This is a genomic window from Xanthomarina arctica, assembly GCF_014638915.1.
GTDB lineage: Bacteria > Bacteroidota > Bacteroidia > Flavobacteriales > Flavobacteriaceae > Xanthomarina > Xanthomarina arctica.
Window position 1 is genome coordinate 549280 of the sequence record NZ_BMFQ01000003.1, and the last position, 23304, is coordinate 572583.

The window sequence follows — 23304 nt, forward strand, 5'->3', positions numbered from 1 at the left end:
ATGGTTCCATATTTTTCAATAGTAATTTCAGTTTTCAATAAAGAAGATTTTATTTATAATACGATAAACAGTGTTATAAATCAAACGTATTCTGATTTTGAACTCATTATTGTTAATGATGGGTCTTCAGATTCTAGTGAAGACATTATTAAATCATTTTCAGATTCTAGGATACGATACATTCATCAAGAAAATCAGGGTGCTGGATCTACTAGAAATAACGGAATAAAATTAGCAAAGTCTAATTTAATTGCTCTTTTAGATGGTGACGATGTTTGGCTACCTAATTATCTGGAATCCATTTTTAATGCTATTAAAGCCTTTCCAAATGAGCATATTTATACCACAGCCATTGCACATAATTACCCGAAAAAAATTGTTCCAGTAACATATAATTTTTCAATTGATGGAGGCGTTTCAATTAAAAATTATTTAAAAGAAAGCTTAAAACATACTATTTTAACTAGCTCCAGTATTGTTTTTAAGAAATCGGTTTTAGAAACTACTGGTCTATTTGACACTTCTATAAAATCGGGTCAAGACACAGATTTATGGATTCGAATAGGCATGCACTACCCTATTGTTTTTGTTAACCAAGTTTTAGTGCATTATACTTATAGTGATAGTAGTTTGTCCAATTCTACTTTCAACTTAAAAGCGAAACCTAAATTTGACAAATACTATTTAGAGGAAGAAAAAAACAAAGATTTAAAAAAGTTTATAGATAAAAATAGATTTTCTCTTGCCATCTTAAGTAGGTTAACGGGAGATAAGAAGTCGTTTGAATTTTACAGGAGCCACCTTAACGTTACCAATTTAAAACTTAGTCAACGATTATTAATTGACTGTCCTTCTTGGCTTTTAAAATTACTATTGAAAGTAAAAACTTTAAAAGGAAAAAAAGTATATTATAGACCTTTAAACGAGACGAAATCTTCGTAATCCCTAATATAATCTGCTTCGTCAAATTCTTCTGAAGCAAGCACCAAACATACAGAACCTGATGAGAAATTTTCTATTTCTCTCCAAATTCCAGGAACAATTAATAAACCTTTATCTGGTTTATTCATTGTAATTAATTGCTCGCCATCACTATCTTTTAAACGCACCTCAAAACTTCCACTTAAAGGAATTAAAAATTGGTAAAGTGTTTTATGAGCATGACCACCGCGAAAAGCATCACTTGGAACATCATATAAATAATAGACACGTTTAATTGTAAACGGAATACAATCCTTTTCTATAACAGCCAAATTCCCTCTTGAATCTTTAATTTTTGGGATTTCAATTTGCTGAATATCACTTACTCTTGATGTCGTATTTTGTCTAGAAGTTGTTTCCAATCGTTTGTAATGTTTTTAGTTGAAAAACGTTGCACACTTTCTTGTGCATTCAATTTACAGGTTTGATATAAAGTTTCATCAAATATAAAACTATTCATGGCATCAGATATGGCATGAGCATTAAAATTTTCAACCAAAAGTCCATTATAACCAGATTTGATAACTTCATTTGGTCCCGATTTACAATCTACTGAAATCATTGGAGTTCCTAAGCCTAGAGTTTCTGGAATAACCATTGGAAACCCTTCGTGTCTACTTGTTAATAAAGCAAATTTGGCATGTTTTACATAAGGATATGGATTTAACATAAATCCTTTAAAAACGACATGATTATCTAATTCCAATTTGGAGACATAGCCTTTTATTTCCTGTAAATCAGGACCTTCACCAATAATCAGTAAAGGAATATTTTTTGCTGGTAACTTAGATAATTTGTAAGCTTCTAATAAGAGCTTTAAATTTTTAGGTTCGTCATGGATTCTTCCGAAAAACAAAATATAATTTTTCAAATCCAAATCCTCAAATTTTATAACTTCGGCTTTCTTTTGGAGTATTTCAAAATCGAAGGCATTATAAATAGTTTCAACATGTTTTAATTGCAAGCTTTCTTTAAAATGATTTTTTGCAGCTTGAGAGACACTAACCATTTGAGCCTTCTTATATAAAAATTTATTTAAGGCTTTATAAGGCGTAAACGCTTTTGATATTTTATAGCAGTGAACTACATAAACCACGGAAATTCCAGCATAAACCCACTTAGAAATTAGCAATTCTCGATACCATTGAACACGAGCTCTGCCATCAATAATAACATCGAAATTATGAGATTTTAAATAGGCCTTAAAATACTTCAGCCGTTGTAATCGACCAAAAAACGTATCGTTTTTATCCTTTAAAGCTCCTAAATTTAAAAGCGTGCCTTTGTATTCGAATTCAATATGATTTAAAACTGTAACTATATGTACATCATAATTTAGATGATGTAACATGAAAGACAATTGTGCAGCAGAACGTTCAGCCCCACCTTTTCCTAAAGAGGATGCCACAATACAAATCTTTTTATTGTTACTTTGCAATGCTTAATGTTTTAAAAACCTATCAAAGATACAAAATGAAAATCTTATTAATTGGAGAATATAGTAGACTTCATAATTCTTTAAAAGAAGGTTTAGAAAAACTGGGCCATCAGGTTACCATTATTGGTTTTGGTGATCATTTTAAACAGTTTCCTGTAGATATTCAATTTCATCTTAAATATCAAGCAGGAGTTTCCAGGTTTATAAAGCGTATTGTTTATAAAACCTTAAAAATAGATTTAGTCTCCCGAGACATAGAAAAACAATTTGATGTTATAAAAAAGCAACTCACCCAATTCGATGTAGTACAGCTTATTAATGAAAATGCCTTTAATACGGTTCCAAAAACGGAAAAAAAGCTACTAGACTATATTTTTAAACATAACAAGAATGTGTTCCTTATGTCTTGTGGAACCGATTATACAAGCGTAAATTTCGCATTGAACAAAGGATTTGAGTATTCCATTTTCACTCCTTATTTTGAAGGAAAAGTATCTAAAAAATCAAATTATTACGCCTTAAAATTTACTTCGGACGCATATAAGGATTTACACAAATATATTTTTAAAAATATTCAGGGTGTTATTGCTTCAGATATGGATTACCACCTACCATTAAATGATAATCCCAAATATTTAGGGATGGTTCCAAATCCAATAAATACTGATATTTTAGAATATTCACCTATTAAAATCGAAAACAAGATTGTAATTTTTCATGGCGTAAACTCCTCAAAATTCTATGTAAAAGGTAATGATTTATTTGATGAAGCTTTAAAAACTATTCAGGCCAAATATGCTGATAAAGTTGATATTATTACAGTTACAAATTTGCCGTACACAGATTATATTGAAGCATTTAACAAGGCTCATATTGTGTTGGACCAAGTATATGCTTACGATCAAGGTTTTAATGCCCTTGAAGCTATGGCGAAAGGAAAAGTAGTTTTTACGGGAGCAGAACAAGAATGGCTGGATTTCTATAATCTAGCAGAAAATACAGTTGCTATAAACGCACTTCCGGATGTTAAAACTATAGTTGAAAAATTGGAATGGCTAATCGAAAACCCTCATTATATAGAAGACATTTCAAAAAATGCCAGAGCTTTTATAGAAAAAGAACACAACTATATTTTAATGGCTGAAAAATATTTAAGTATTTGGACTCAACATTCTAAGAATTAGAATCGGACTCCGTTTCATCTTGAATCACCCCAAAAAGTGAGGAGCTAAATATTAATAAAACCATTCCATAATACATAACATAGGTAACAAAATGAGCTATGGTTGCTCCTTTGACGCCGTACATATCAATAAACCATACACTAGCTACGTAGAGAATAAGCACAGAAAAAGCCTCGGTAATAATATAGTGCCAGAACATGCGTTTGGCTAGAAATTGATTGGCAATAACCATGGATAGAACCTTTACAAAATCGCCTAAAAGTTGCCAGAAAAATAAATCTTCTACAGGTTTAAATTCTGAAGAAAAAACAAGGGTAATAATATACGTTCGCAAAAAATAAATAACAATCAATCCTGTTGCAAAAACCGGTATGATGGTTTTATAAAAATTAAAAATCTCATTTCTAAATTCCTTGGCACCGGTTAATTCTGAAAGTCTTGGCAAGATATAAAGCGTTAATAAGGAGCTAACAAACATTAAATAATACTTGGAAATTCGGTTCATGGCTTCCCAAAAACCAGCTTCCTTAAATCCAACGTTGTCGATAATATAAGTTCGAATTGCAATAGCCACCATAGGCAAAACCATTGCGGAAAACAAGGCCATAACAGAATATGAGCTTAGTTTTTTCATGGTTGAGAACCTTACATTACTCAATTTAATGAGAGGTATAAAACTACGCTGATTGACGATTCCAACCACAGTAATTAAAAAGATCAAGGATTCTGATATGACTACTGAAATTAGCGCTCCATCAATTCTGTTTTTATAAATTAAAATCAAGGTGACGGCCACTGCTAAAATCTGTCCAATGATGTTAATAATGATAAGTATTTTAAACTTGGAAAACCCATTCATTATTGAAAAGGCGAACATATTCAAGGTGTAAAATGGTAATGCAATGGCTAATATTTCAATAACATAACTATAGTCATTATACTTAGGAAAAATAAGGCCGTTTAGATAATCTGCATTAAAATAGCAGAAAAAAGAAACCAAGATCGTTGACATAAAACCTAAATAAAAGGTTGTAGATAACGTTTTACTTAATTCGACCGTATTGCTCTTGAATTCAGCAATATACTTAACAACACCATTATATAAGCCCAATGTAGCAAGAGACTGAATGGAATACATAAAGTTTCTTAAATTCCCTATTAATGCCAAGCCTTCCGCCCCAATAAAATGCGCAATAGCATTCGAGGTCAATAATCCTCCAGTAATTCTAGTTATAAGAGAAACCGAATTTAATGAAGCAACCTTGATTAATACGTTATTGTTTATGTATTTAATGAATCTTTTCAATTAATAGGCATTTAATACTTTTATTACTTGGCTCACATCGTTGTTAGTCATAATTGGACTTATGGGAAGACTTACAACAGTTTCATGAATTTCTTCAGTAATGGGCAACCTTAATTTATTAAAAGTTTCTAAGGCTTTTTGTTTATGTGGGGGAATTGGATAATGGATTAAAGTTTCAATATCATGTTTTTTTAGAAAGGACACAAAATTATCTCTATTTTTCATTCTAACCACAAACACATGAAATACATGGTTTTTAGAACCATCATAAAAAGGTAGGGCTATTTTTTCTGATGAAATTTCAGTTAAATAGCGCTTGGCAATTTCTTGTCTTTTTAGATTATCTGCATCTAAATGTGGAAGCTTGACGTTTAAAAACATGGCTTGAATTTCGTCTAGTCTATGGTTATAACCAATAAGGTTATGTTCATATTTTTTATCAGATCCGTAATTGTGTAATTTTTTAATGGTTTCTGCTAAAACTTTGTCGTTTGTAGTTACTGCGCCACCATCTCCTAAAGCGCCTAAATTTTTACTAGGATAAAAACTAAAAGCAGCCACATTACCTAAATTCCCAGCTTTTAATACTTTCGAATTAGAATTTTGATTATTGGAATTTGACACTTGCACAGCACCATGAGCCTGTGCCGCATCTTCAATAACCAATAAATTATATTTTTCTGCAATTAGATTAATAGCTTCCATATTGGCTAATTGCCCATATAAATGTACAGCCATGATGGCTTTTACATTCGGTGTCATTTGTTTTTCTATTTCCTGAACAGAGATATTAAAAGTTTCCAAGTCAGGCTCAACAAAAACTGGAATTAATCCAGAATTAATAACGGATAAGACACTTGCAAAAAATGTATTTGCAGGAATCATAACGTGATCTCCAGTCTTTAAAATCCCTAATTCTAGATAGGCTCTAAAAATTAAAGTCAGCGCATCTAAGCCATTGCTAGTTCCAATACAATAATTTGTACCGCAATAAGACGCAAAACTGGTTTCAAAAATTTCCACTTCTTGCCCTAAAATATAATGCCCTGAGTTTAAAAACTGCTCAAATTTCCTTTGAAATTCAGGTTCAAACCGTTTATTGATATTTTTTAGATCTAGAAACTTTATCATATTAAAACATCATTTAGTAGGATGTGATTTTTTGGGAATACACTATAAAAATCGTGAGATATACTGCTAGCTCCAAAAGATTCTTTCCAAGATTGTAAGCCTGAATTAATTTGTTTCCCACTGTTTTCGCTACAAACTCCAAAATCGAAATACGCTTTGTCTTTATAAACTTCGTTAATTAAATGGTGAAATAACATATCCAAACTCCCTAACTCCTGTTTTAAATTATTTGCTGAAATATATTGGGCATGAGCCACTTTTCCTGTTTCAAAAACAGTTGTACCAGCAACAATCTCATTATCCTTATAAACGCTAAATTGTCTGATTTTATTGGGGAACTTCGTTTTTAAATATGTTATTTCTTCAAGGGTATGAACTGGTGTTACCCCATGTTTTTCTACTAAATTAGGAATTAAAATCTGATTCCAGAATAGGTCCAAATCGGTTTCTTCCTTTATTATCAAACCTTGTTTTATGGCTTTCTTTAAACCTCTTTTTCTATTGGAAGCCGTTATTTTTATAGGTTGACTCGTATCAATTGCAAGGGTTAGATCTTTTCTAATTAATTCGGCTTGAAGTTTAAACAACAAATATTCCATTTCATCGCTTGGATGTGTATGGTACATTCTAGGTGATGGTTTGAGAATTAACTCTTCAATTCCAGAACTCTGAAGCGTTTCTAGCAAACTTTTAAAAGCTTTTAAAACAGTTTTAAAAGATGTTTCTTTACTTACAATTAAACCGCCATACGTAAGGCCTTGATGCGAATAAAGGATGTGATTACTTTTATTTGCAGGAAAGATGGCTACTAGCTTATCTTTTTTGAAAATCAAGTATGATTGATCCTGAAATCGGTCTTTATGGTATTCCATAAAATCACGATGACATAGAAACGTTCCATTTTTGGAAGCATCTAAAAAATCGTTCCAAATTTTATAATCTTTAGAAGTGTATGTTAGAACTTTAAAGTCGCTCATTCGTATTTAATAAGAAAGTTTAAATTTAAAGTTCTTTTCTTCCAAAAAAAATTAATGTCTATTTATTTTAAGAAAATAACGCTTTTACAAACATGTTAAACGATTACTTGCACTCTCTGTTATGGTATTAAATTAAAATAGATTCTAATTTTAATTCCGATGCATTTATATAACAAAATGGAATACTTATATTTAGTCGCTAAACTAAAATCACCTTTGGACTATTTTAAAAAATTAAACAAACAGGTTCTGTTTTACTTAATTTACGGTATCACATTCATGATCTTAATATTTCATGAAGCCATTTACACACCAGATACTGCAAGTTATTTAATTGCTGAAATGTATCGAAGTCCTGGTTATGTTATTTTTGTTAAATTATTTCAGTTTATTTTTCAAGGGTATTTTGATTTATTTACGGTTGGCGCGCAACTTATTATCGGACTTTTTGCTGTTCATGTTACATTAACAAAAATATCGAAGACATTAAAATTACATCCAATAAGTGAATTTATCTTTCTGGCTCTTTTAATATTTCCTTTTTTTGGGCCTTTATATGTTGCAAACAATATTTGTTCTGAAGGTTTAAGCTACCCGTTCTATCTATTAGTTATTGCTCTTTCCACGGACCTATTTACAAATTACAATTTAAAATCGTTTAGATATTTATTAATAACCTGTATTCTTTTAGCTTTAACAAGAGGCCAATTTATTGTTCTTCCTATTATTATAGCGGTTATTTATATTATAAAAAATAAAGCACTTGCATTAAAAAAGTTTCATCTTAAAAATATCCTACTACTCTTGTTAATTCCTTTAGTGATTACTCTAATGGATAAAACCTATCATAAACTAAAAGATGGGGTTTTTGTAACAACGCCATTTTCTAATTTATGCATGTCTGGCGCTGCGTTTTATGTGAGTAATGCTTCAGATGTGCTTTTGATAGAAAATGAAGATGATAAAAACATTTTCAACGACTGCTACGGTTTTATAGAAGAAAATGGCTGGTTGTTATCTAGTAAAGAGAGAGACTCTTACACAGATTATTATAATCATTTTCATAAAAACTTAGGGAATATATGCAATTATACAGTTCATAGAATTGGAACTAAATATTTTTATGATCATGGTTACTCTTTTGTAGATTCTAGAGTTGGTATTGAAAACACCTGTAGTAATATAGTACCCATTCTAATAAAAAACAATTTCGGAAAATGGATAAAATTGTATTATAGCAATTTAGTGTATGGTTTTAAATCTCAAATATTATTATTTTTCATTGTATTAATTTTTCTATTTAGTGGCATTAAAATGCTATTTTCAAAAAATGAATTTGTTTTATATTTGTTCTTATTTTCATCATTAATTCTCTCAAATGCCATGATTGTAGCATATGCTAGTCATTCTATTATGAGGTATTTATTCTATAACTATTCTTTATATTTCTTAATATTCATTATCCTTTTAAAACTACTAAAGCATGGAAAAAAAGCCTGAATTATCCATAGTCATGCCATGCTTAAATGAAGCAGAAACCTTAGCAATATGCATTGAAAAAGCAAAACGCTTTTTAGAAAACAATCAGGTTGAAGGTGAAATAATTATTGCTGATAATGGTAGTACAGATGGTTCTCAAAAAATTGCTGAATCGCTGAACGCTAGAGTAATTCCTGTTAAAGAGAAAGGATACGGAAGCGCTTTGAGAGGCGGTATTGAAGCTGCAAACGGAACTTACATTATTATGGCTGATGCTGATGATAGCTATAATTTTGAAGCACTTTTACCTTTTTTAACCAATCTTAGATCTGGATCAGATTTAGTTATGGGGAATCGATTTAAAGGTGGGGTAGCAAAAGGGGCTATGCCTTTTTTACATAAGTATTTGGGCAATCCTGTTTTATCATTTATAGGACGTTTATTTTATAAAATTAATATTGGAGATTTTCATTGTGGCTTAAGAGGTTTTAGCAAAGAAGCCTATTATAAGATGGACCTAAAAACCACCGGAATGGAGTTTGCTTCGGAAATGATTGTAAAATCCAAACTCAATAATTTAAAAATAACAGAAGTCCCTACAACGCTTCAACCTGATGGAAGAACTAGAGACCCACATCTTAATACTTGGAGAGATGGTTGGAGACATTTAAGATTTTTACTTCTATATAGTCCACAATGGTTATTTTTAATTCCAGGGCTCTTCTTAATTGTGATTGGGTTTATTTCTTCAGTAGTAATTATTAGTCAACCTATTGTTATTGATAACATCCATTTGGATATACACACCTTACTTTATACTTCTAGCTTCGTACTCATAGGTTTTCAGTTTATCGTGTTTTATGCGCTGACTAAAATTTATGCCGTTGAAAACAAATTACTCCCTAAAAGCAATCGATACAATAAATTATTTAAATATTTAAACCTAGAAACAGGCTTAATAATAGGAGTCTTATTTCTTATAGTTGGAATAGTCTTAAGCTATTTTGGACTCAATATCTGGAAACACTCTAATTTTGGAGAACTAAATCCTTCAGAAACATTAAGAATAATTATCCCAGCAGTCTTTACGATACTTTTGGGAATGCAAATAATATTCTTTAGTCTATTTTTTAGTATTCTAGGTTTAAAGAATTCAGATAATTAACTCTTCTTCAATACTAAATAATACAAGTTTATACAAGCAATAGCACCATTGGAGATTATAATTGGCCAAGAGGTTTGCAACATAAAGCCATAAGTAACAAAAAGGATACAACCTATGGTGTTAATTATTCGTAGTTTTTTAACGTCTTTCATTGTAAAAGAAATTAATAACACTGCCATGGCGGCATAACCAACCCACTCCGTAAATTCAATTCCAAAAAAATCCATAATCTCGTTATTTTTTAAGTCGAAAAAAGAGGAATCCGTTTATTGGATTCCTCTTTTTATATATTTAATAATAAGTAACTTATTTAAAATTTATTTCTTTTACGCTCTACTTCTGTTAAGTAAATTTTACGTAAACGTAAGAAATTAGGAGTTACTTCAACATACTCATCTTTTTGAATATATTCTAAAGCTTCTTCTAGAGAAAACTTAATTGCCGGAACAATTTTCGCTTTATCATCTGCTCCTGAAGAACGAACGTTACTTTGTTTTTTAGTTTTAGTTACGTTAACTGACATATCATCTCCACGAGAGTTTTCGCCAATTACTTGTCCTTCGTAAATATCTTCACCTGGATCGATGAAAAACTTACCTCTATCTTGTAATTTATCAATCGAGTAAGGAATTGCTTGCCCTTTTTCCATAGATACTAAAGACCCATTTTGACGTTCAGGAATTCCACCTCTTAAAGGTTGGTATTCTTTAAACCTGTGTGCCATAATAGCTTCACCTTGAGTAGCCGTTAATAGTTGGTTACGTAATCCAATAATACCTCTTGAAGGTACCATAAATTGACAAACCATTCTATCTCCTTTCGCTTCCATGCTTAACATTTCACCTTTACGCAAAGTAACCATCTCAATAGCTTTACCAGAAACTGTTTCAGGTAAATCGATAGTCATTTCTTCAATAGGCTCACATTTAACACCATCAATTACTTTAATAATAACTTGTGGTTGACCAATTTGCATTTCGTAACCTTCACGACGCATGGTTTCAATTAGAACTGATAAGTGTAATACCCCACGTCCAAAAACGATGAATTTATCTGCACTATCCGTAGCATTAACACGTAAAGCTAAGTTTTTTTCTAATTCTCTATATAAACGATCTTTAATATGTCTTGAAGTTACAAACTTTCCATCTTGTCCGAAGAAAGGCGAATCGTTAATTGTAAATAACATACTCATCGTTGGTTCGTCGATAGCAATAGTTTTTAAACCTTCAGGATTTTCAAAATCGGCAACAGTATCACCAATTTCAAAACCTTCAAGACCAACAATCGCACAAATATCTCCAGTTTGAACTTCGTCTACTTTTATACGACCAAGACCTTCAAAAATATGAAGTTCTTTAATTTTATTCTTTACAATTTTACCATCTCTTTTTACTAAAGAAATGTTTTGTCCTACTTTTAATTCTCCACGAGTTAAACGTCCAATAGCAATACGACCTGTAAAAGCCGAGAAGTCTAAAGAAGTAATTAACATTTGTGTATTTCCTTCAACAATTGTTGGAGCAGGAATATGTTCGATAACCATATCTAATAATGGCTCAATATTGTCAGTTTCATTTCTCCAGTCGTCACTCATCCAGTTATTCTTAGCTGAACCGTAAACCGTAGGAAAATCTAGTTGCCATTCTTCAGCACCTAATTCAAACATTAGATCAAAAACTTTTTCATGAACTTCTTCAGGAGTACAGTTTTCTTTATCTACTTTATTAACAACCACACATGGTTTTAAACCCAAGTCAATTGCTTTTTGTAATACAAAACGCGTTTGAGGCATAGGACCTTCAAAAGCATCAACTAATAGTAATACACCATCAGCCATGTTTAGTACACGTTCAACCTCCCCACCAAAATCGGCGTGACCAGGAGTGTCGATAATATTGATTTTTGTGTCTTTGTAAACAACAGATACGTTTTTAGACGTAATTGTTATTCCTCTTTCTCGTTCCAAATCGTTATTATCTAGTATTAGATCACCAGTGTTCTGGTTATCTCTAAATAATTGACAGTGATACATGATTTTATCAACCAAAGTGGTTTTACCATGATCGACGTGTGCAATAATTGCAATGTTTTTGATATTAGCCATAATAGTGCCTTATTTTGAGCGTGCAAAGGTAGACTATAATTTATTATTTTTACTATAATTTTTTTGTTATTAGTTAATTAAATGTTATAGTTAGAAAAACACATACTATCTATATGTAACTTTCGTTTATATACTAATTAATAGTAAATAGCCAATACCAACCAATCTGTTAACCACAAAAGGCTTTTTACACTTGCAAGAAACTGCAGGTATAAAACTTTATTTATAATGAAAAAACAGATTAATAAATACACGAAATTTATTCCTTATTTATACTTTATTGCCGCTGTGGCCTATTGGTTTACAGATGTAAATAAAAATGAAGGCCTTACCGCCTATCCTATCTTATTGATTGGAATTCCATTTGTCTGGCAACTTATAAGACCTAGCAAACAACTTAATTTTTCTTTGGGAATTATTTTTGTGTGCCTATCCTCTTATTTAATTTTAGCCTATATCGTTGGTGCACTTAGAATTATAACTTTTTCTGAAACAGCTAAGAATTTTGCTCTTTTAAGTGGCTTGTTTGTCTTTACAAACTTTGTTATGTCTCTTTGGATGATAAGAAATAGTATGAAAAAAGCGTTCTAAAATGTGTATCTTTGTAGCCTAAATTTTAAGTAGATGAATCTCAACGAAATCCCTAAAATAAAACATACTAATTCAAATAATTTTTTCCTTCTTGCTGGCCCTTGTGCGATTGAAAGCGAAGACATGGCATTACGTATTGCCGAAAAAGTTATTGCTATTACAGATAAGTTAGAAATTCCTTTTATTTTTAAAGGAAGTTTTAAAAAAGCAAACAGAAGCAGAATTGATAGTTTTACTGGTATAGGTGACGAAAAGGCGCTTAAGATTCTTCAAAAAGTATCCAACACCTTCGATGTACCAACAGTTACAGACATTCATGAGATTTCTGATGCTGCAATGGCTGCCGCATATGTGGATGTTTTACAAATCCCTGCTTTTTTAGTTAGACAAACTGACTTAGTTGTAGCTGCCGCCCAAACAGGGAAAGTGGTGAATTTGAAAAAAGGACAATTTATGAGTCCCGAAGCCATGAAACATGCCGTTCAAAAAGTTAAAGATGCTGGCAACGAAAAAGTTTGGATTACAGACAGAGGTACCATGTTTGGCTACCAAGATATGATAGTCGATTTCCGTGGTATTCCTACCATGAGAGAATATGCACCAACTATTTTAGATGTTACTCACTCTTTACAACAGCCAAACCAAAGTGCGGGTGTTACTGGAGGAAGACCAGATATGATTGAAACCATAGCAAGAGCGGGAATTGTAAATAATGTGGATGGCTTGTTTATTGAAACCCATTTTGACCCTGCAAATGCAAAAAGTGATGGCGCCAATATGTTACACTTAGATAATTTAGAGAAATTATTAACTAATTTGGTTGCTATAAGACGCGTGGTTAACACGTTATAGAAAACTTATTTAAAGAAGGATTTGTCTTTGTGCAAAAAAACTTCTTTTAAAATAGCTATAAGCACCTGATCATCAATTTCTTCTAAACTTTTGTAACGAAGAGATTTTACTATTTTGCGTTTTTCACTTACTAAATATTCATCAAACTCTTTAGGTAGGTATGCCGCATGCCAAAAACCAACATCCACATAATCTTTACTTTTATTGATGTAGCAAATGGGACGTTTTCCTATATAATAACAAGGTAATTTCCATTTATATTTTAATTCGGCACTTGGAAGTGTATGCTCTATAAGAACTTGCAAGTGCATCAAAATGGAACGGAAAGGTTCCGATTGGTTAAATATGTATTCTTCAGCTGGTTTCAAACTATCCGTTATTTATAATTTCAAAATTAATAAAATTATATGATGTATTATTCAAAATAATTTATTTACTTTGTGTTTCAAAGTACTTTAATATGGAGCCAAAAGATTATTTAAAAGACATAAGTGAGATAAAACAACTCATGAATAAATCGTCTCGATTTATTTCCCTAAGTGGTTTATCAGGAATTCTAGCGGGAATATATGCCATAATTGGTGCTGCCGTTGCTTACTGGTTGGTTATGAACTATAGCAATGGAACACTACTTTTGAATGGGGAGATTTTCAGGTGGATTCTTTTAGATTTAGCATTAGTGGCTCTTTTTAGTATTATTACTGCTGTTATTATAACTACCAGAAAAGCCAAAAAGCAAGGAGAAAAAATTTGGGATGGCACCTCTAGACGATTAGTTTTTAATTTCTTAATTCCATTGGTAAGTGGTGGTTTGTATATTTTAATAATTTTAAATCAACAGAAATACGGGCAAACTGGCGCATTAATGCTTATTTTTTATGGCCTTGCTTTAATAAATGCTTCAAAATATAGTATTGGAAATATTCGTTATTTAGGTTTTATTGAAATTCTTTTAGGCTTAATTAGTGCTGTAATTCCAGGTTATGGCTTTTGGATTTGGGTTTTAGGATTTGGAGTTATGCATATTATTTATGGTACGTGGATGTACCTGAAACATGACTCTAAAGAGTAGCCCTTTTCAGTTTTAAAAAACAGACTAAAAAAACAAAGGATTAGTATCAAATAAAAAAGATTCCTACTTTCACAGGAAGTTATGAGCATAATAACAAACATTAATAAAGTTTTTGATCATAGAATTAGATTGGGCATTATGTCTATCCTGATGGTAAATGAGTATGCCGATTTTAACACCCTTAAAGAGTTACTTGGTGCAACAGATGGAAATTTAGCTAGCCACACCAAAGCACTTGAAAAAGCAGACTATATTTCGGTCGAAAAACAATTTATTGGAAGAAAACCAAATACACGTTATGCTACCACTAAATTAGGGAGAGTAGCATTTAATAAGCATATTGAAGCCCTTGAAAAACTAATAAACACAAAATAATATTTTTTTAATCTTTTACTTTGAATTTCAAAGTACTTTAAAGCAAACACAATGGAAAACACAAACAAACCTCAGCAAAACAAATTTGGCCAATGGCTTAAAACATCAATCACAGCAAGAATGCTCATGGTAGGCTTTCTGGTAATTATACTACTTATTCCCCTCTCATACATAAGTAATTTAATTACAGAACGCTCTTTAAGACAGCAGGATGTTGTTAATGAAATAAATGATAAGTGGGGAAATAATGTATTGGTTTATGGACCAATTTTAAAGCTACCATACAAAACATATTTAGAAACAAAAACTTATAACGAAACAACAAAAACCTATTTAACAGAAACAAAAACACAGGTGAAGTATGCCTACATATTCCCAGAAAATTTGTCTTCTGAAGTCGATGCCAACTCAAAAACTTTGAAAAGAGGTAATTTCGAATCTGCCGTTTTTACAACAAACATGAGTTTTAACGGTGATTTTATTAAACCCAACTTAGAACGTAAGGGCATAAAAGATGAAGATATTATTTGGGATAGACTCAAGATCCTCATAAAAACATCCAATTTAAAAGGTATTAAAAATGAAATGTTTATTAACGTAAATGATAGTAATTATCCTTTTGAGACTAATTTCAATGAAAACACAAATGATTATTCAAATTATTTAGATGAATTGGAATCGGGTCCACTTGAAGATTTAGATTTTAAAACATCCGAAAAAGCCAATTTCAACTTTAATATTACCTTTAATGGTAGCAAAGACATTCAAATAATTCCTATTGGAAAAACGACTACTTTAAATATGACTTCCAATTGGGCAGACCCTAGTTTTATTGGCAATTTCTTACCAAACGATGAAACTAAGGAAATAACAAAAAATGGTTTTAAAGCCGACTGGAAAGTGATTCATATAAACAGGGCTTTTTCACAACAATATCTTGAAAATATTCCCAATTTAAATGAGTTTGCCTTTGGAACAAAATTTATGGTTATGGTAGACGAATATCAAAAAAGTGAGAGGTCGGCAAAATATGGTTTTTTAGTTATTGGACTTACCTTCTTGGTCTTTTTCTTAATACAAACCATGAGCAAAATCAACATCCATCCATTCCAATACTTAATGATAGGATTGGCACTAACCATGTTCTATACATTGTTAGTTTCCATCTCTGAACATAGTAACTTCTTAAAAGCCTATTTGGTTGCTGGAATTTCAGTCATATTTTTAATCACGTTATATGCGAAATCAATTTTAAAAACAATAAAATTCCCAGTATTTATAGGCTTATCATTAACTGCCTTATACACTTTTATTTATGTTATTATTCAATTAGAAAACTATGCGCTCTTAGTTGGCAGTATAGGTTTATTTATAATTTTAGCTATAGTCATGTTTGTTTCCAGAAAAATAGACTGGAATAATGATTAAATATAGATTGCATCTCATTCTTCAAAAGATTATTATGAGGAATGAGGTGCTTTTAAATTCACAGAATCAAATGAAAATCAAATTCAATAAAACTTATTTCCTGCTTTTTATAACACTTCTAATTACGGAAGTACTCATTGCAAAATTTTTAACAACAGGATTTATAAGACATACCTTTGGAGATTACCTTGTTGTTATATTGCTCTACACTTTTTTTAAAAGTTTTCTTTTAATAAAACCTTTCAAAGTTGCTATAAGCGTATTACTATTCGCGTTTCTTATTGAGTTCTTACAACTTTGTAACTTATTAAAATGGCTAGGTCTTCAAAATAATACGCTTGCAAAACTTATTTTGGGCAGTACCTTTCATATTTCGGACTTAGTAGCTTATACTTTAGGAATTATAACCATTTTAATTATTGAACACAAAAGGAATCAACTTCAATAATTTAAACTAGAATTTAGGTGGATTCATGCAGTTTACTCTTCCCTATTCTTCTCTTGAATTTTTCGAACAATATTGGCTGCCATATTCCTAGGCATCACACGTGGTAAGAATGCTAAGAATTTATTGAATGCCCCAGGTATTGCAACAGGTTTTCCTTTCATCATCGCTTTATACCCATAAGCTGCGACTTCCTTGGCAGAAGCCATATTAAAAGAAATTTTATTTTCTGAAGAATCATTAGCCACAACCTTTTGAAATGATGTTTTTGTAGGTCCCGGACATAAAGCAGTAACCGTTACGCCTGTTCCTTTTAGTTCGCATGCGATAGCTTCGGAGAAAGATAAAATATAGCCTTTAGTTGCGTAATATAAAGACATTAATGGTCCAGGCTGAAAGGCTGCTAAAGAAGATAAATTTAAAATTCTACCCGATCCTCTTTCAACCATACCTTTTAATACCAGTTTGGTAAGATGTGTTGTGGTTATAACATGGAGATTTAGCATTTGTTCTTCTCGTTTCCAATCGGTTTCATGAAAAGGTCCAAACAAGCCAAATCCAGCATTGTTAACTAAAACATCAATTTGAATTTCATTTAATTCAGTTATAATTTCTTCTGAAATATTAATCTGACTTAAATCTTTAGCTAAAATCTGAACCTTCACCGGAAAATTGGTTTCAATTTCTTGTTTTGCTAATTGAAGTTTTTCAGCATCAATATCTACTAAAACAAGATTATGTCCATCTTTAGCCAACAAAAGTGCTAATTCTAATCCCAAGCCTGATGCGCCTCCTGTAACTAATGCTGTTTTATTCATTATAAATATTTAAACCCTTTGGGTGAATTTCTTTCTAAATTTAATTTGACATCAATTTGTCACACTGAGCTTGTCGAAGTGTCATTTATAAGTATCTTCGACAAGCTCAGACTGACACAAAAGGTTAGGTAATTATTTATTTACCATCTACATAATCCTGTAAATAGGAGAATCTTTCGGTTAGTTTTCCGTTTTCCGTAATTCTAGCACGTTTCAAAATTCCTCGTTCATCGTTATTAAAAAAAGCTGGAATAACACTTTCTAAAAACATGTCTCCAAAACCTTTGCTAGCATCGTTTGGCAATTCGCAAGGTAAATTATCCACAGCCATAACAGTAATAGCTTCTTTTGCATTATAAGCCACTTCCTTTTCTGTTTTAGCATCATAGCCATAAAAAGGATCTGCAATGGTTGATGCTCTTAAGGTTGAAGCTACTGGACCATCAACATCACATGAGATATCTGCCACCAAATTGATTTTAAATTCGGCTTGTTTTGCATCTTCTCTAGTAAACAGATAAGGTGCATTGTTACCATAAAAGTGTCCCGCTATAAATACATCTGATTCTTTGGCATAAGGCATAAAATTACTTTTGTAACCTGTTGGATCCTTATAAAATTCTTGTTTTCTTCCTACTTTACCGTCTTTACGAACGCTATATTCCATAACATCTGCCATGCAATAAACAGGCTCCGTAAATTTTGAAGTTAAATACAAAGCATCGCTGATTTCCTTAATTTCCAAATGGTCCAAAATTTCTTTGGCACCTTGAGCTACTTTTCCAGTTCCTGTTAAAACTATTTTAAAATTTGGGAGCGTAATTTTGTCTAATTCAGCCTTAACAGCATCTAAATCTGCCAAAGTTTCCACTTTAGGCAATTCATATAATTCATCTCTCAAACCCAATGCTCTAAAAGCATTATAGGCGCCAACCAAACCAGCATAGCGTCCAAAACCAATCAATCTAGCACCACTTTTTTTAACAATGGTTTCATGATCGTACATCTCTATATTCTTTTCAAGCATGGCTTGAAGCAGTTTTCGATTATAGGGTTGCTTTTTAATAGTATGTGAAAAAAAGAAATATTTTTTATTAGGAATAAGTGCATCCATTGGGACTTCTTTCACTCCTAAAAAAACATCGCAATCGCTTACATCATCAGTCACCTCAAAACCTAATGCTTTGTAGTCTTGATCTGGAAAAATCCTTATATCACTTGACTCAACTTTAAAAATAGCTTCAGGGAATTGTGTTCTTGCTTCAGCTAATTTTTCTGGCGAAAAAACCACACGTCTGTCTGGCGGATTTTTACGTTCTTTTATAATGGCGAATTTGATACTCATTGCTAAAAATGATTTCTTATAATTTATGTTTTCACTATTCAACCTCACCTTTTAAAAAATGTCTCCATGAAATAACAGGATTTGGTATAGAGTTTGCACGAAAATACATGGATTTATGAAGTTCTACAACTATTTTTCAGTAACTTCGCCATCCATTAACAAAAATTATCAATAATTGGGGTCGACTGGTTTTGACAGCGAGATTAATTAAACGGTAAGCACGTCGTGTAATGACTTTGAAACACGTAAAAGGCTAGGTCACACTTTTAAACGGCGAGAATAACTACGCTTTAGCTGCTTAATCCGAATTATAGTAGGATTGGCCTCGGTGCACTAGGTGTACGAGCTAAATGTCTCCTGAAAGCCTTGATTAACGGCGTTCTATAAGAGGCATCGTAAATGTTAATATAGAAAGTAAAACGCTTCGGGTTACTTTTGAAACTAAAGAAGATAAGTTGTAGGTGGGTTGTCTTTAACCAGCTTGCAATCGAAAACCCAAGAAAAGAATAAACGTGTAGAAGGCTCTTTATTTACTTGTTTGGACGAGAGTTCGATTCTCTCCGACTCCACCTACGCTCTCCGAAGCTTTATGCGAAGGAGAGCTTTTTTATTTTAAATAACTAAATATCAATAAATTAATCATCATTTTTTTGAGAAAGCTTCGGTGGACTTGTCCACTTTTCTTCAAGAAGCTTTATGCGAAGGAGAGCTCGTTTTATTTTAAGGGACTTATTTTCAATAAATTAAAATAATTTATTTTTAAAAGAGCCTCGATGGACTTGTCAACAATTTTCATTAATTTTAAATTTATGGAAATTTCTTATATTGTTTATATTCTGAGGTGTAACGACGAAACTTATTATACTGGTTATACTTCTAATATTGAAAGTAGACTGAAAGTACACGGAAATAAAGAGGTTCACTAAACAAAAGATAAATTACCAAATAAACTTGTTCATCTCTCGATATTTGAAAATAAACAAAAAGCATACGATTTTGAACGCTATTTAAAATCCGGTTCTGGTATAGCTTTTAGAAATAAACGATTGATTTAATTAATTTTTTTTATTAAAAAACCCTTATAAAACTAATGTTTACAAGGGTATTTTTAAAAAGATAATTAAGTTGCTATTAATCAATCTACCTTTTCACAAGCTTAAATGTTTGTTCTTGAGTTGCTGTTTTTAACTTTAGAATATACATCCCTGAACTTAATAAAGAAGCATCTATTGGTTTGTTTATATCTAAAGTCATATTTATTTCTTTTCCTAAAATAGTATATAGTTTGATAGATTCTACCTGACCTTTCGTGTTAATAAACAACGTATTGGATAGTGGATTTGGATACACCTCAGCCTCAAACATGACAACCTCATCTATAGATAATGCACCACATTGCGGATTAGTCCCTGTTGCTGTAATAAAATCGCCATCAGAAACTGACCAATTTTCCCATTCGCCACCATTTCCTGTTTCCCAGTCCGATAAATCAAAATAATTAACGCCTGATTCTGTGCCTGGAACTTTATACACTTTAATAGCTTCATCATCCCTGTCCCATGTTAAAGGTGTTCCAGAAATACAAGTTTCTGGTTCATAATTAGTTACACAATTAGCTTGTAAAAAATAAGCAAATTCATCGTAAGCTGGATGTTCGCCATATACATAAGCTTTTCCGTCTGCACCTACGCAAACTGCTACATATTCATTACAGGCAATCCCAAAAGAACGTTCAGAATTATCTTTGGAAAAACGTGCCAAAAACACGGAGTGTCTACCACGTCTGTCTGGTTCATCATAGTGCGAATCTGTAATGACATTTTCCATATATGGAATATTTAAAAAATCGTTATAACCCAATGCGACTCTTGGATGATATGGATTCCCCAAAGCAACATTACTTGTAAGGGTTCCATATTGCGCGGAGAAATAAGAACTTCCTAAAATAACCATTCCTGCACTTGTTCCACCAATCACACCCTGTTTAACATTAATGAAGTTGTTCAACGCATCTTCCATGGCATTATCTTTAAAATAACTCACATAATCATATTGGTCGCCACCGGCAAACCAAATAGCCTCCGCGTCTGCAACTCTTTGCAACACATAAGGATCTATGGCTCCAGCAACATTATTGATAACAAATGTGGTAACAGAGTTGATGGTTACACCTAATTCTGAATAAAAATAATCGTTATAACCGTCGCTTCCAGAAGCTCTTAGTACTACCACATCTCCTCCATCAGCTTTGTTTAAAAACCAAATCATGGCATCTTCTTGTTCTGATGCCCCACCCATTAAACAAACACCAGCTTCTTGATTGGTGCTAATATCTACAGTGCTTCCTGTATGGTATTCTACATAATCTTGAGCAAAAAGACATTGAATACTCAGTAAAAATATGGTTGTAATTTTTTTCATATGCTGTTGTTTAAGTTTTTTAGTTTTTAGTATTCATTAAGCGATACATTAAAACAGCCGTAATTTTTGCTTGCGTCGCTACTGTATTTAAATCTCCAGTTTCATTTATAGTGTGATCTCCTGATCCACCTGTTAGTCCCATACCATCTATAGCCATATCCACATAACCAGAAGTAAACGAGATATCTGCAGCTCCTGCATTTCTTGGATTAACAGCTTCAACGGGGCCAAATCCTAAATCTTGACTTACCAGATTGTAATGGGCCAATAATTTTGTATTGCCTTCGGTTAAAGCTAAAGGCGGATATCCATCATTACCAAAAATTAGCTCTGCACTTGTTTTTGGATAATTTTGAGATACAATTGCAGTCATGATTGTTTGTGCTTTTAGTAATTGTTCTGGGGAAGTTGCTCGCAAATCGCCATGAACAATGGTTTGTTGCGCAACCACATTATTTTTCCCAAAACTAGTTCCTCCAGTTTCGTCTACATCGACTTCTAATGATGTTCCTCCAATAATAAATCCTGGATTAAAGGTTAAATCTTTTTCATTGGCTAATTGCAGATAAAATTCATTTAAAATACGAGATGTTTCATAAATGGCTCCAACACCAATATCATCAGTAAATATTTGAGACGAATGTGCTGGGTTTCCTGAAACTGTAAGTTTCCAATCTGTAGAACCGCGTCTAGAAACTACAATAGTTTTTGGATTGTTATCGCCATTCTCAAAGCCTAAGGCAATATCTGCACGTTTTGCGCCTTCAATTAAATCTTTTTTAGAAAGTTCCAATGGTACACCACTTTTTTCTTCATCGCCAGTCATAATTATTTCAATAGACATATCGTCTAAAACACCAGCTTCTTTTAAAGCTTTCATGGCTAGAATAATAATAACATCACCACCTTTCATGTCTGCTACTCCTGGGCCTTTCATTATAGAATCGTTGAGCATGGTATAGTTTTGCAACGGACTTTCCAATTCAAAAACGGTATCTAAATGTCCTATTAAAAGAAATTTTGGGCCTTTTTTTCCTTGTCTTGTAGCAATAAGATGTCCTGCTCTGCCATAAGCTTCTCCAGAAGTTAATTTGGTTTCAAATCCAAGTTGATCCAACTCCGCTTGAAACAATCTCCCAACTTCTCTAACACCTTCAAAATTCATGGTCCCACTATTAATTTGAATAGCTTTCTTAAGAAGTAATATGGCGCTTTCGGTATTCTGATCTACTGACTTTACAATAGATTTCTCCGTTTTTTTCGATTGAGAAAACAGAAGCGAACTGAAGCAAATTAAAAATAGAAAAACGACGTTTTTTGATAACTTTAAAATCATAGTATTATTTAATTGTAAAAATTTCACCAGGCAAATAAATATTTAAGATAAGGTCATGAGCACCTAACATATCTTCATACATATTCTTGGACTTTTTAGGATTTTTAAAAACGATGACTTGCGAAATTCCAACCACTTCAAATTGATTACCTGAAATCAAAATGGCAGTAGATTCATCTATACCAATACCCGTCATCTCTGGATGCTCAATTATGGCACTAAATAAGCGATTGTATCTACTTCGTTTTACAAAATGTTGATCAATGATGACATTGTCCAACATTCCCAAACCTGATTTTATTTCGATATTATCAGATTGAATATTTTTAAATGTTGCTGAGTAATCAGGATGTTTTAGTTCACTTCCTGTTATCATCAGTTTACTCATAACAGCAGCACCTGCACTGGTTCCAGCAACAAGGCTACCATTTTCATAGGCTTGATGGATTATTTTTTCTATGTCAGTACCTGCAATGACATCCATAAATCGGTTTTGATCGCCTCCAGAAATATAAATAAGTTTGGCATTTTTAAGAGAGTCTAGTTTAGATGTCGTTATTTTTTCATTTTTAACGAAATTCAGACCATACAAATTTTCTTGCCCTTTTTCCAAAAACTGTCTTTTAGCATAATAAACTGAAGAATCGGGTTCCATGCTGGACATTGGCAAAATAACACCATATCCGCTTTTATCAATCCCAGATTCTGTGATAATTCTGTCCACCATAGCTGATGGTCTTGAACCACCACCTATGATAAACAGTTTCCCTTTTGCATCTGAATTTTGTGAGTTTATGGTGTTGCTATGTAAAACAACACCCAAAAACGCACAGACTAATATTATTTTTTTAAA

General features: G+C 32.1%; 24 protein-coding genes and 1 other RNA gene. 12 read left to right on the plus strand and 13 right to left on the minus strand.

What is annotated here, in order from left to right; all coding sequences use genetic code 11:
• Complete coding sequence (locus tag IEV77_RS13665; protein ID WP_188465758.1) at window positions 1-942, plus strand: glycosyltransferase family 2 protein; 942 nt, start codon at window positions 1-3, stop codon at window positions 940-942.
• Here the strand turns inward: IEV77_RS13665 and IEV77_RS13670 are convergent.
• Together IEV77_RS13670 and IEV77_RS13675 are read right to left on the minus strand one after the other, a co-directional pair.
• Complete coding sequence (locus IEV77_RS13670) at window positions 909-1343, minus strand: sugar 3,4-ketoisomerase (protein ID WP_188465759.1); 435 nt, start codon at window positions 1341-1343, stop codon at window positions 909-911. The genes IEV77_RS13665 and IEV77_RS13670 overlap by 34 nt on opposite strands.
• The gene (locus IEV77_RS13675) at window positions 1304-2419 is read right to left on the minus strand and encodes a glycosyltransferase (protein WP_188465761.1); all 1116 of its coding nucleotides are present in this window, start codon (window positions 2417-2419) and stop codon (window positions 1304-1306) included. The genes IEV77_RS13670 and IEV77_RS13675 overlap by 40 nt, the downstream gene beginning before the upstream one ends.
• A gap of 35 nt (window positions 2420-2454) precedes the next feature.
• On the opposite strand from IEV77_RS13675, the gene IEV77_RS13680 reads away from it, so the two are divergent.
• A complete protein-coding gene (locus tag IEV77_RS13680) occupies window positions 2455-3603 on the plus strand; it encodes a glycosyltransferase family protein (RefSeq protein WP_188465763.1) in 1149 nt (382 codons plus the stop codon).
• Here IEV77_RS13680 and IEV77_RS13685 read toward each other — a convergent pair.
• The 3 genes from IEV77_RS13685 to IEV77_RS13695 are packed head-to-tail and all read right to left on the minus strand — an operon-like array spanning window position 3593 to window position 7017.
• Window positions 3593-4909: an O-antigen translocase gene (locus tag IEV77_RS13685; RefSeq protein WP_188465765.1), complete on the minus strand. Its 1317-nt coding sequence runs from the start codon at window positions 4907-4909 to the stop codon at window positions 3593-3595. The genes IEV77_RS13680 and IEV77_RS13685 overlap by 11 nt on opposite strands.
• Window positions 4910-6040 carry a DegT/DnrJ/EryC1/StrS family aminotransferase gene (locus tag IEV77_RS13690; RefSeq protein ID WP_188465767.1) on the minus strand — a complete coding sequence of 377 codons (1131 nt, stop codon included), beginning with the start codon at window positions 6038-6040 and terminating at the stop codon, window positions 4910-4912. It lies immediately after the preceding gene.
• Window positions 6037-7017, minus strand: coding sequence for a GNAT family N-acetyltransferase (locus IEV77_RS13695; protein WP_188465769.1), 981 nt, complete (start codon window positions 7015-7017; stop codon window positions 6037-6039). Before IEV77_RS13695 ends, IEV77_RS13690 begins: the two co-directional genes overlap by 4 nt.
• Before the next feature lie 177 nt (window positions 7018-7194).
• Between IEV77_RS13695 and IEV77_RS13700 the strand changes: the two genes are divergently transcribed.
• Together IEV77_RS13700 and IEV77_RS13705 are read left to right on the plus strand one after the other, a co-directional pair.
• On the plus strand, window positions 7195-8517 hold the full coding sequence (locus IEV77_RS13700; RefSeq protein ID WP_188465771.1) for a hypothetical protein: 1323 nt from the start codon (window positions 7195-7197) through the stop codon (window positions 8515-8517).
• Window positions 8501-9661 (plus strand): glycosyltransferase family 2 protein, encoded by a 1161-nt coding sequence (locus IEV77_RS13705; protein WP_188465773.1) that lies wholly within the window; start codon window positions 8501-8503, stop codon window positions 9659-9661. The genes IEV77_RS13700 and IEV77_RS13705 overlap by 17 nt, the downstream gene beginning before the upstream one ends.
• On the opposite strand, the gene IEV77_RS13710 is transcribed toward IEV77_RS13705, so the two are convergent.
• Both IEV77_RS13710 and typA read right to left on the minus strand, forming a co-directional pair.
• On the minus strand, window positions 9658-9888 hold the full coding sequence (locus IEV77_RS13710; protein WP_188465775.1) for a uroporphyrinogen decarboxylase: 231 nt from the start codon (window positions 9886-9888) through the stop codon (window positions 9658-9660). The genes IEV77_RS13705 and IEV77_RS13710 overlap by 4 nt on opposite strands.
• 83 nt (window positions 9889-9971) lie before the next feature.
• Entirely contained in the window at window positions 9972-11768 is a 1797-nt protein-coding gene (gene typA / locus IEV77_RS13715; protein ID WP_188465777.1) for a translational GTPase TypA, read from the minus strand.
• Between the two features lie 228 nt (window positions 11769-11996).
• Between typA and IEV77_RS13720 the strand changes: the two genes are divergently transcribed.
• Together IEV77_RS13720 and kdsA are read left to right on the plus strand one after the other, a co-directional pair.
• Window positions 11997-12359, plus strand: coding sequence for a hypothetical protein (locus IEV77_RS13720; RefSeq protein ID WP_188465779.1), 363 nt, complete (start codon window positions 11997-11999; stop codon window positions 12357-12359).
• A gap of 33 nt (window positions 12360-12392) precedes the next feature.
• Window positions 12393-13211, plus strand: a complete 819-nt coding sequence (gene kdsA, locus IEV77_RS13725) for a 3-deoxy-8-phosphooctulonate synthase (protein ID WP_188465781.1) — start codon at window positions 12393-12395, stop codon at window positions 13209-13211.
• A 5-nt stretch (window positions 13212-13216) separates the two neighbouring features.
• Here the strand turns inward: kdsA and IEV77_RS13730 are convergent, their stop codons facing one another.
• Window positions 13217-13579, minus strand: a complete 363-nt coding sequence (locus IEV77_RS13730; RefSeq protein WP_188465784.1) for a DUF1801 domain-containing protein — start codon at window positions 13577-13579, stop codon at window positions 13217-13219.
• 92 nt (window positions 13580-13671) lie between these two features.
• Between IEV77_RS13730 and IEV77_RS13735 the strand changes: the two genes are divergently transcribed.
• From IEV77_RS13735 to IEV77_RS13750, 4 genes are all read left to right on the plus strand, one after another.
• Window positions 13672-14283 (plus strand): hypothetical protein, encoded by a 612-nt coding sequence (locus IEV77_RS13735; protein ID WP_188465786.1) that lies wholly within the window; start codon window positions 13672-13674, stop codon window positions 14281-14283.
• Between the two features lie 81 nt (window positions 14284-14364).
• Entirely contained in the window at window positions 14365-14658 is a 294-nt protein-coding gene (locus tag IEV77_RS13740) for a winged helix-turn-helix domain-containing protein (RefSeq protein ID WP_188465787.1), read from the plus strand.
• A 51-nt stretch (window positions 14659-14709) separates the two neighbouring features.
• On the plus strand, window positions 14710-16086 hold the full coding sequence (gene creD / locus IEV77_RS13745) for a cell envelope integrity protein CreD (RefSeq protein WP_188465789.1): 1377 nt from the start codon (window positions 14710-14712) through the stop codon (window positions 16084-16086).
• 70 nt (window positions 16087-16156) lie between these two features.
• The gene (locus IEV77_RS13750; RefSeq protein ID WP_188465791.1) at window positions 16157-16534 is read left to right on the plus strand and encodes a ribosomal maturation YjgA family protein; all 378 of its coding nucleotides are present in this window, start codon (window positions 16157-16159) and stop codon (window positions 16532-16534) included.
• Between the two features lie 32 nt (window positions 16535-16566).
• Here the strand turns inward: IEV77_RS13750 and IEV77_RS13755 are convergent, their stop codons facing one another.
• Window positions 16567-17349: an SDR family NAD(P)-dependent oxidoreductase gene (locus IEV77_RS13755; RefSeq protein ID WP_188465793.1), complete on the minus strand. Its 783-nt coding sequence runs from the start codon at window positions 17347-17349 to the stop codon at window positions 16567-16569.
• 136 nt (window positions 17350-17485) lie between these two features.
• Entirely contained in the window at window positions 17486-18688 is a 1203-nt protein-coding gene (locus tag IEV77_RS13760; protein WP_188466253.1) for an NAD(P)-dependent oxidoreductase, read from the minus strand.
• 183 nt (window positions 18689-18871) lie between these two features.
• Here IEV77_RS13760 and ssrA point away from each other — a divergent pair.
• Together ssrA and IEV77_RS13770 are read left to right on the plus strand one after the other, a co-directional pair.
• Window positions 18872-19266: a transfer-messenger RNA gene (gene ssrA / locus IEV77_RS13765) on the plus strand.
• A 237-nt stretch (window positions 19267-19503) separates the two neighbouring features.
• Window positions 19504-19620: a GIY-YIG nuclease family protein gene (locus tag IEV77_RS13770; protein WP_188465795.1), complete on the plus strand. Its 117-nt coding sequence runs from the start codon at window positions 19504-19506 to the stop codon at window positions 19618-19620.
• A gap of 214 nt (window positions 19621-19834) precedes the next feature.
• Here IEV77_RS13770 and IEV77_RS13775 read toward each other — a convergent pair whose 3' ends face one another.
• From IEV77_RS13775 to IEV77_RS13785, 3 genes are read right to left on the minus strand one after another with little or no spacing between them, the layout of a single operon-like run.
• A complete protein-coding gene (locus tag IEV77_RS13775; protein WP_188465797.1) occupies window positions 19835-21115 on the minus strand; it encodes a T9SS type A sorting domain-containing protein in 1281 nt (426 codons plus the stop codon).
• 19 nt (window positions 21116-21134) lie between these two features.
• Entirely contained in the window at window positions 21135-22451 is a 1317-nt protein-coding gene (locus IEV77_RS13780) for a M20/M25/M40 family metallo-hydrolase (RefSeq protein ID WP_188465799.1), read from the minus strand.
• Between the two features lie 4 nt (window positions 22452-22455).
• The gene (locus IEV77_RS13785) at window positions 22456-23274 is read right to left on the minus strand and encodes a cyanophycinase (protein WP_229736674.1); all 819 of its coding nucleotides are present in this window, start codon (window positions 23272-23274) and stop codon (window positions 22456-22458) included.
• Between the last annotated feature and the right edge of the window lie 30 nt (window positions 23275-23304).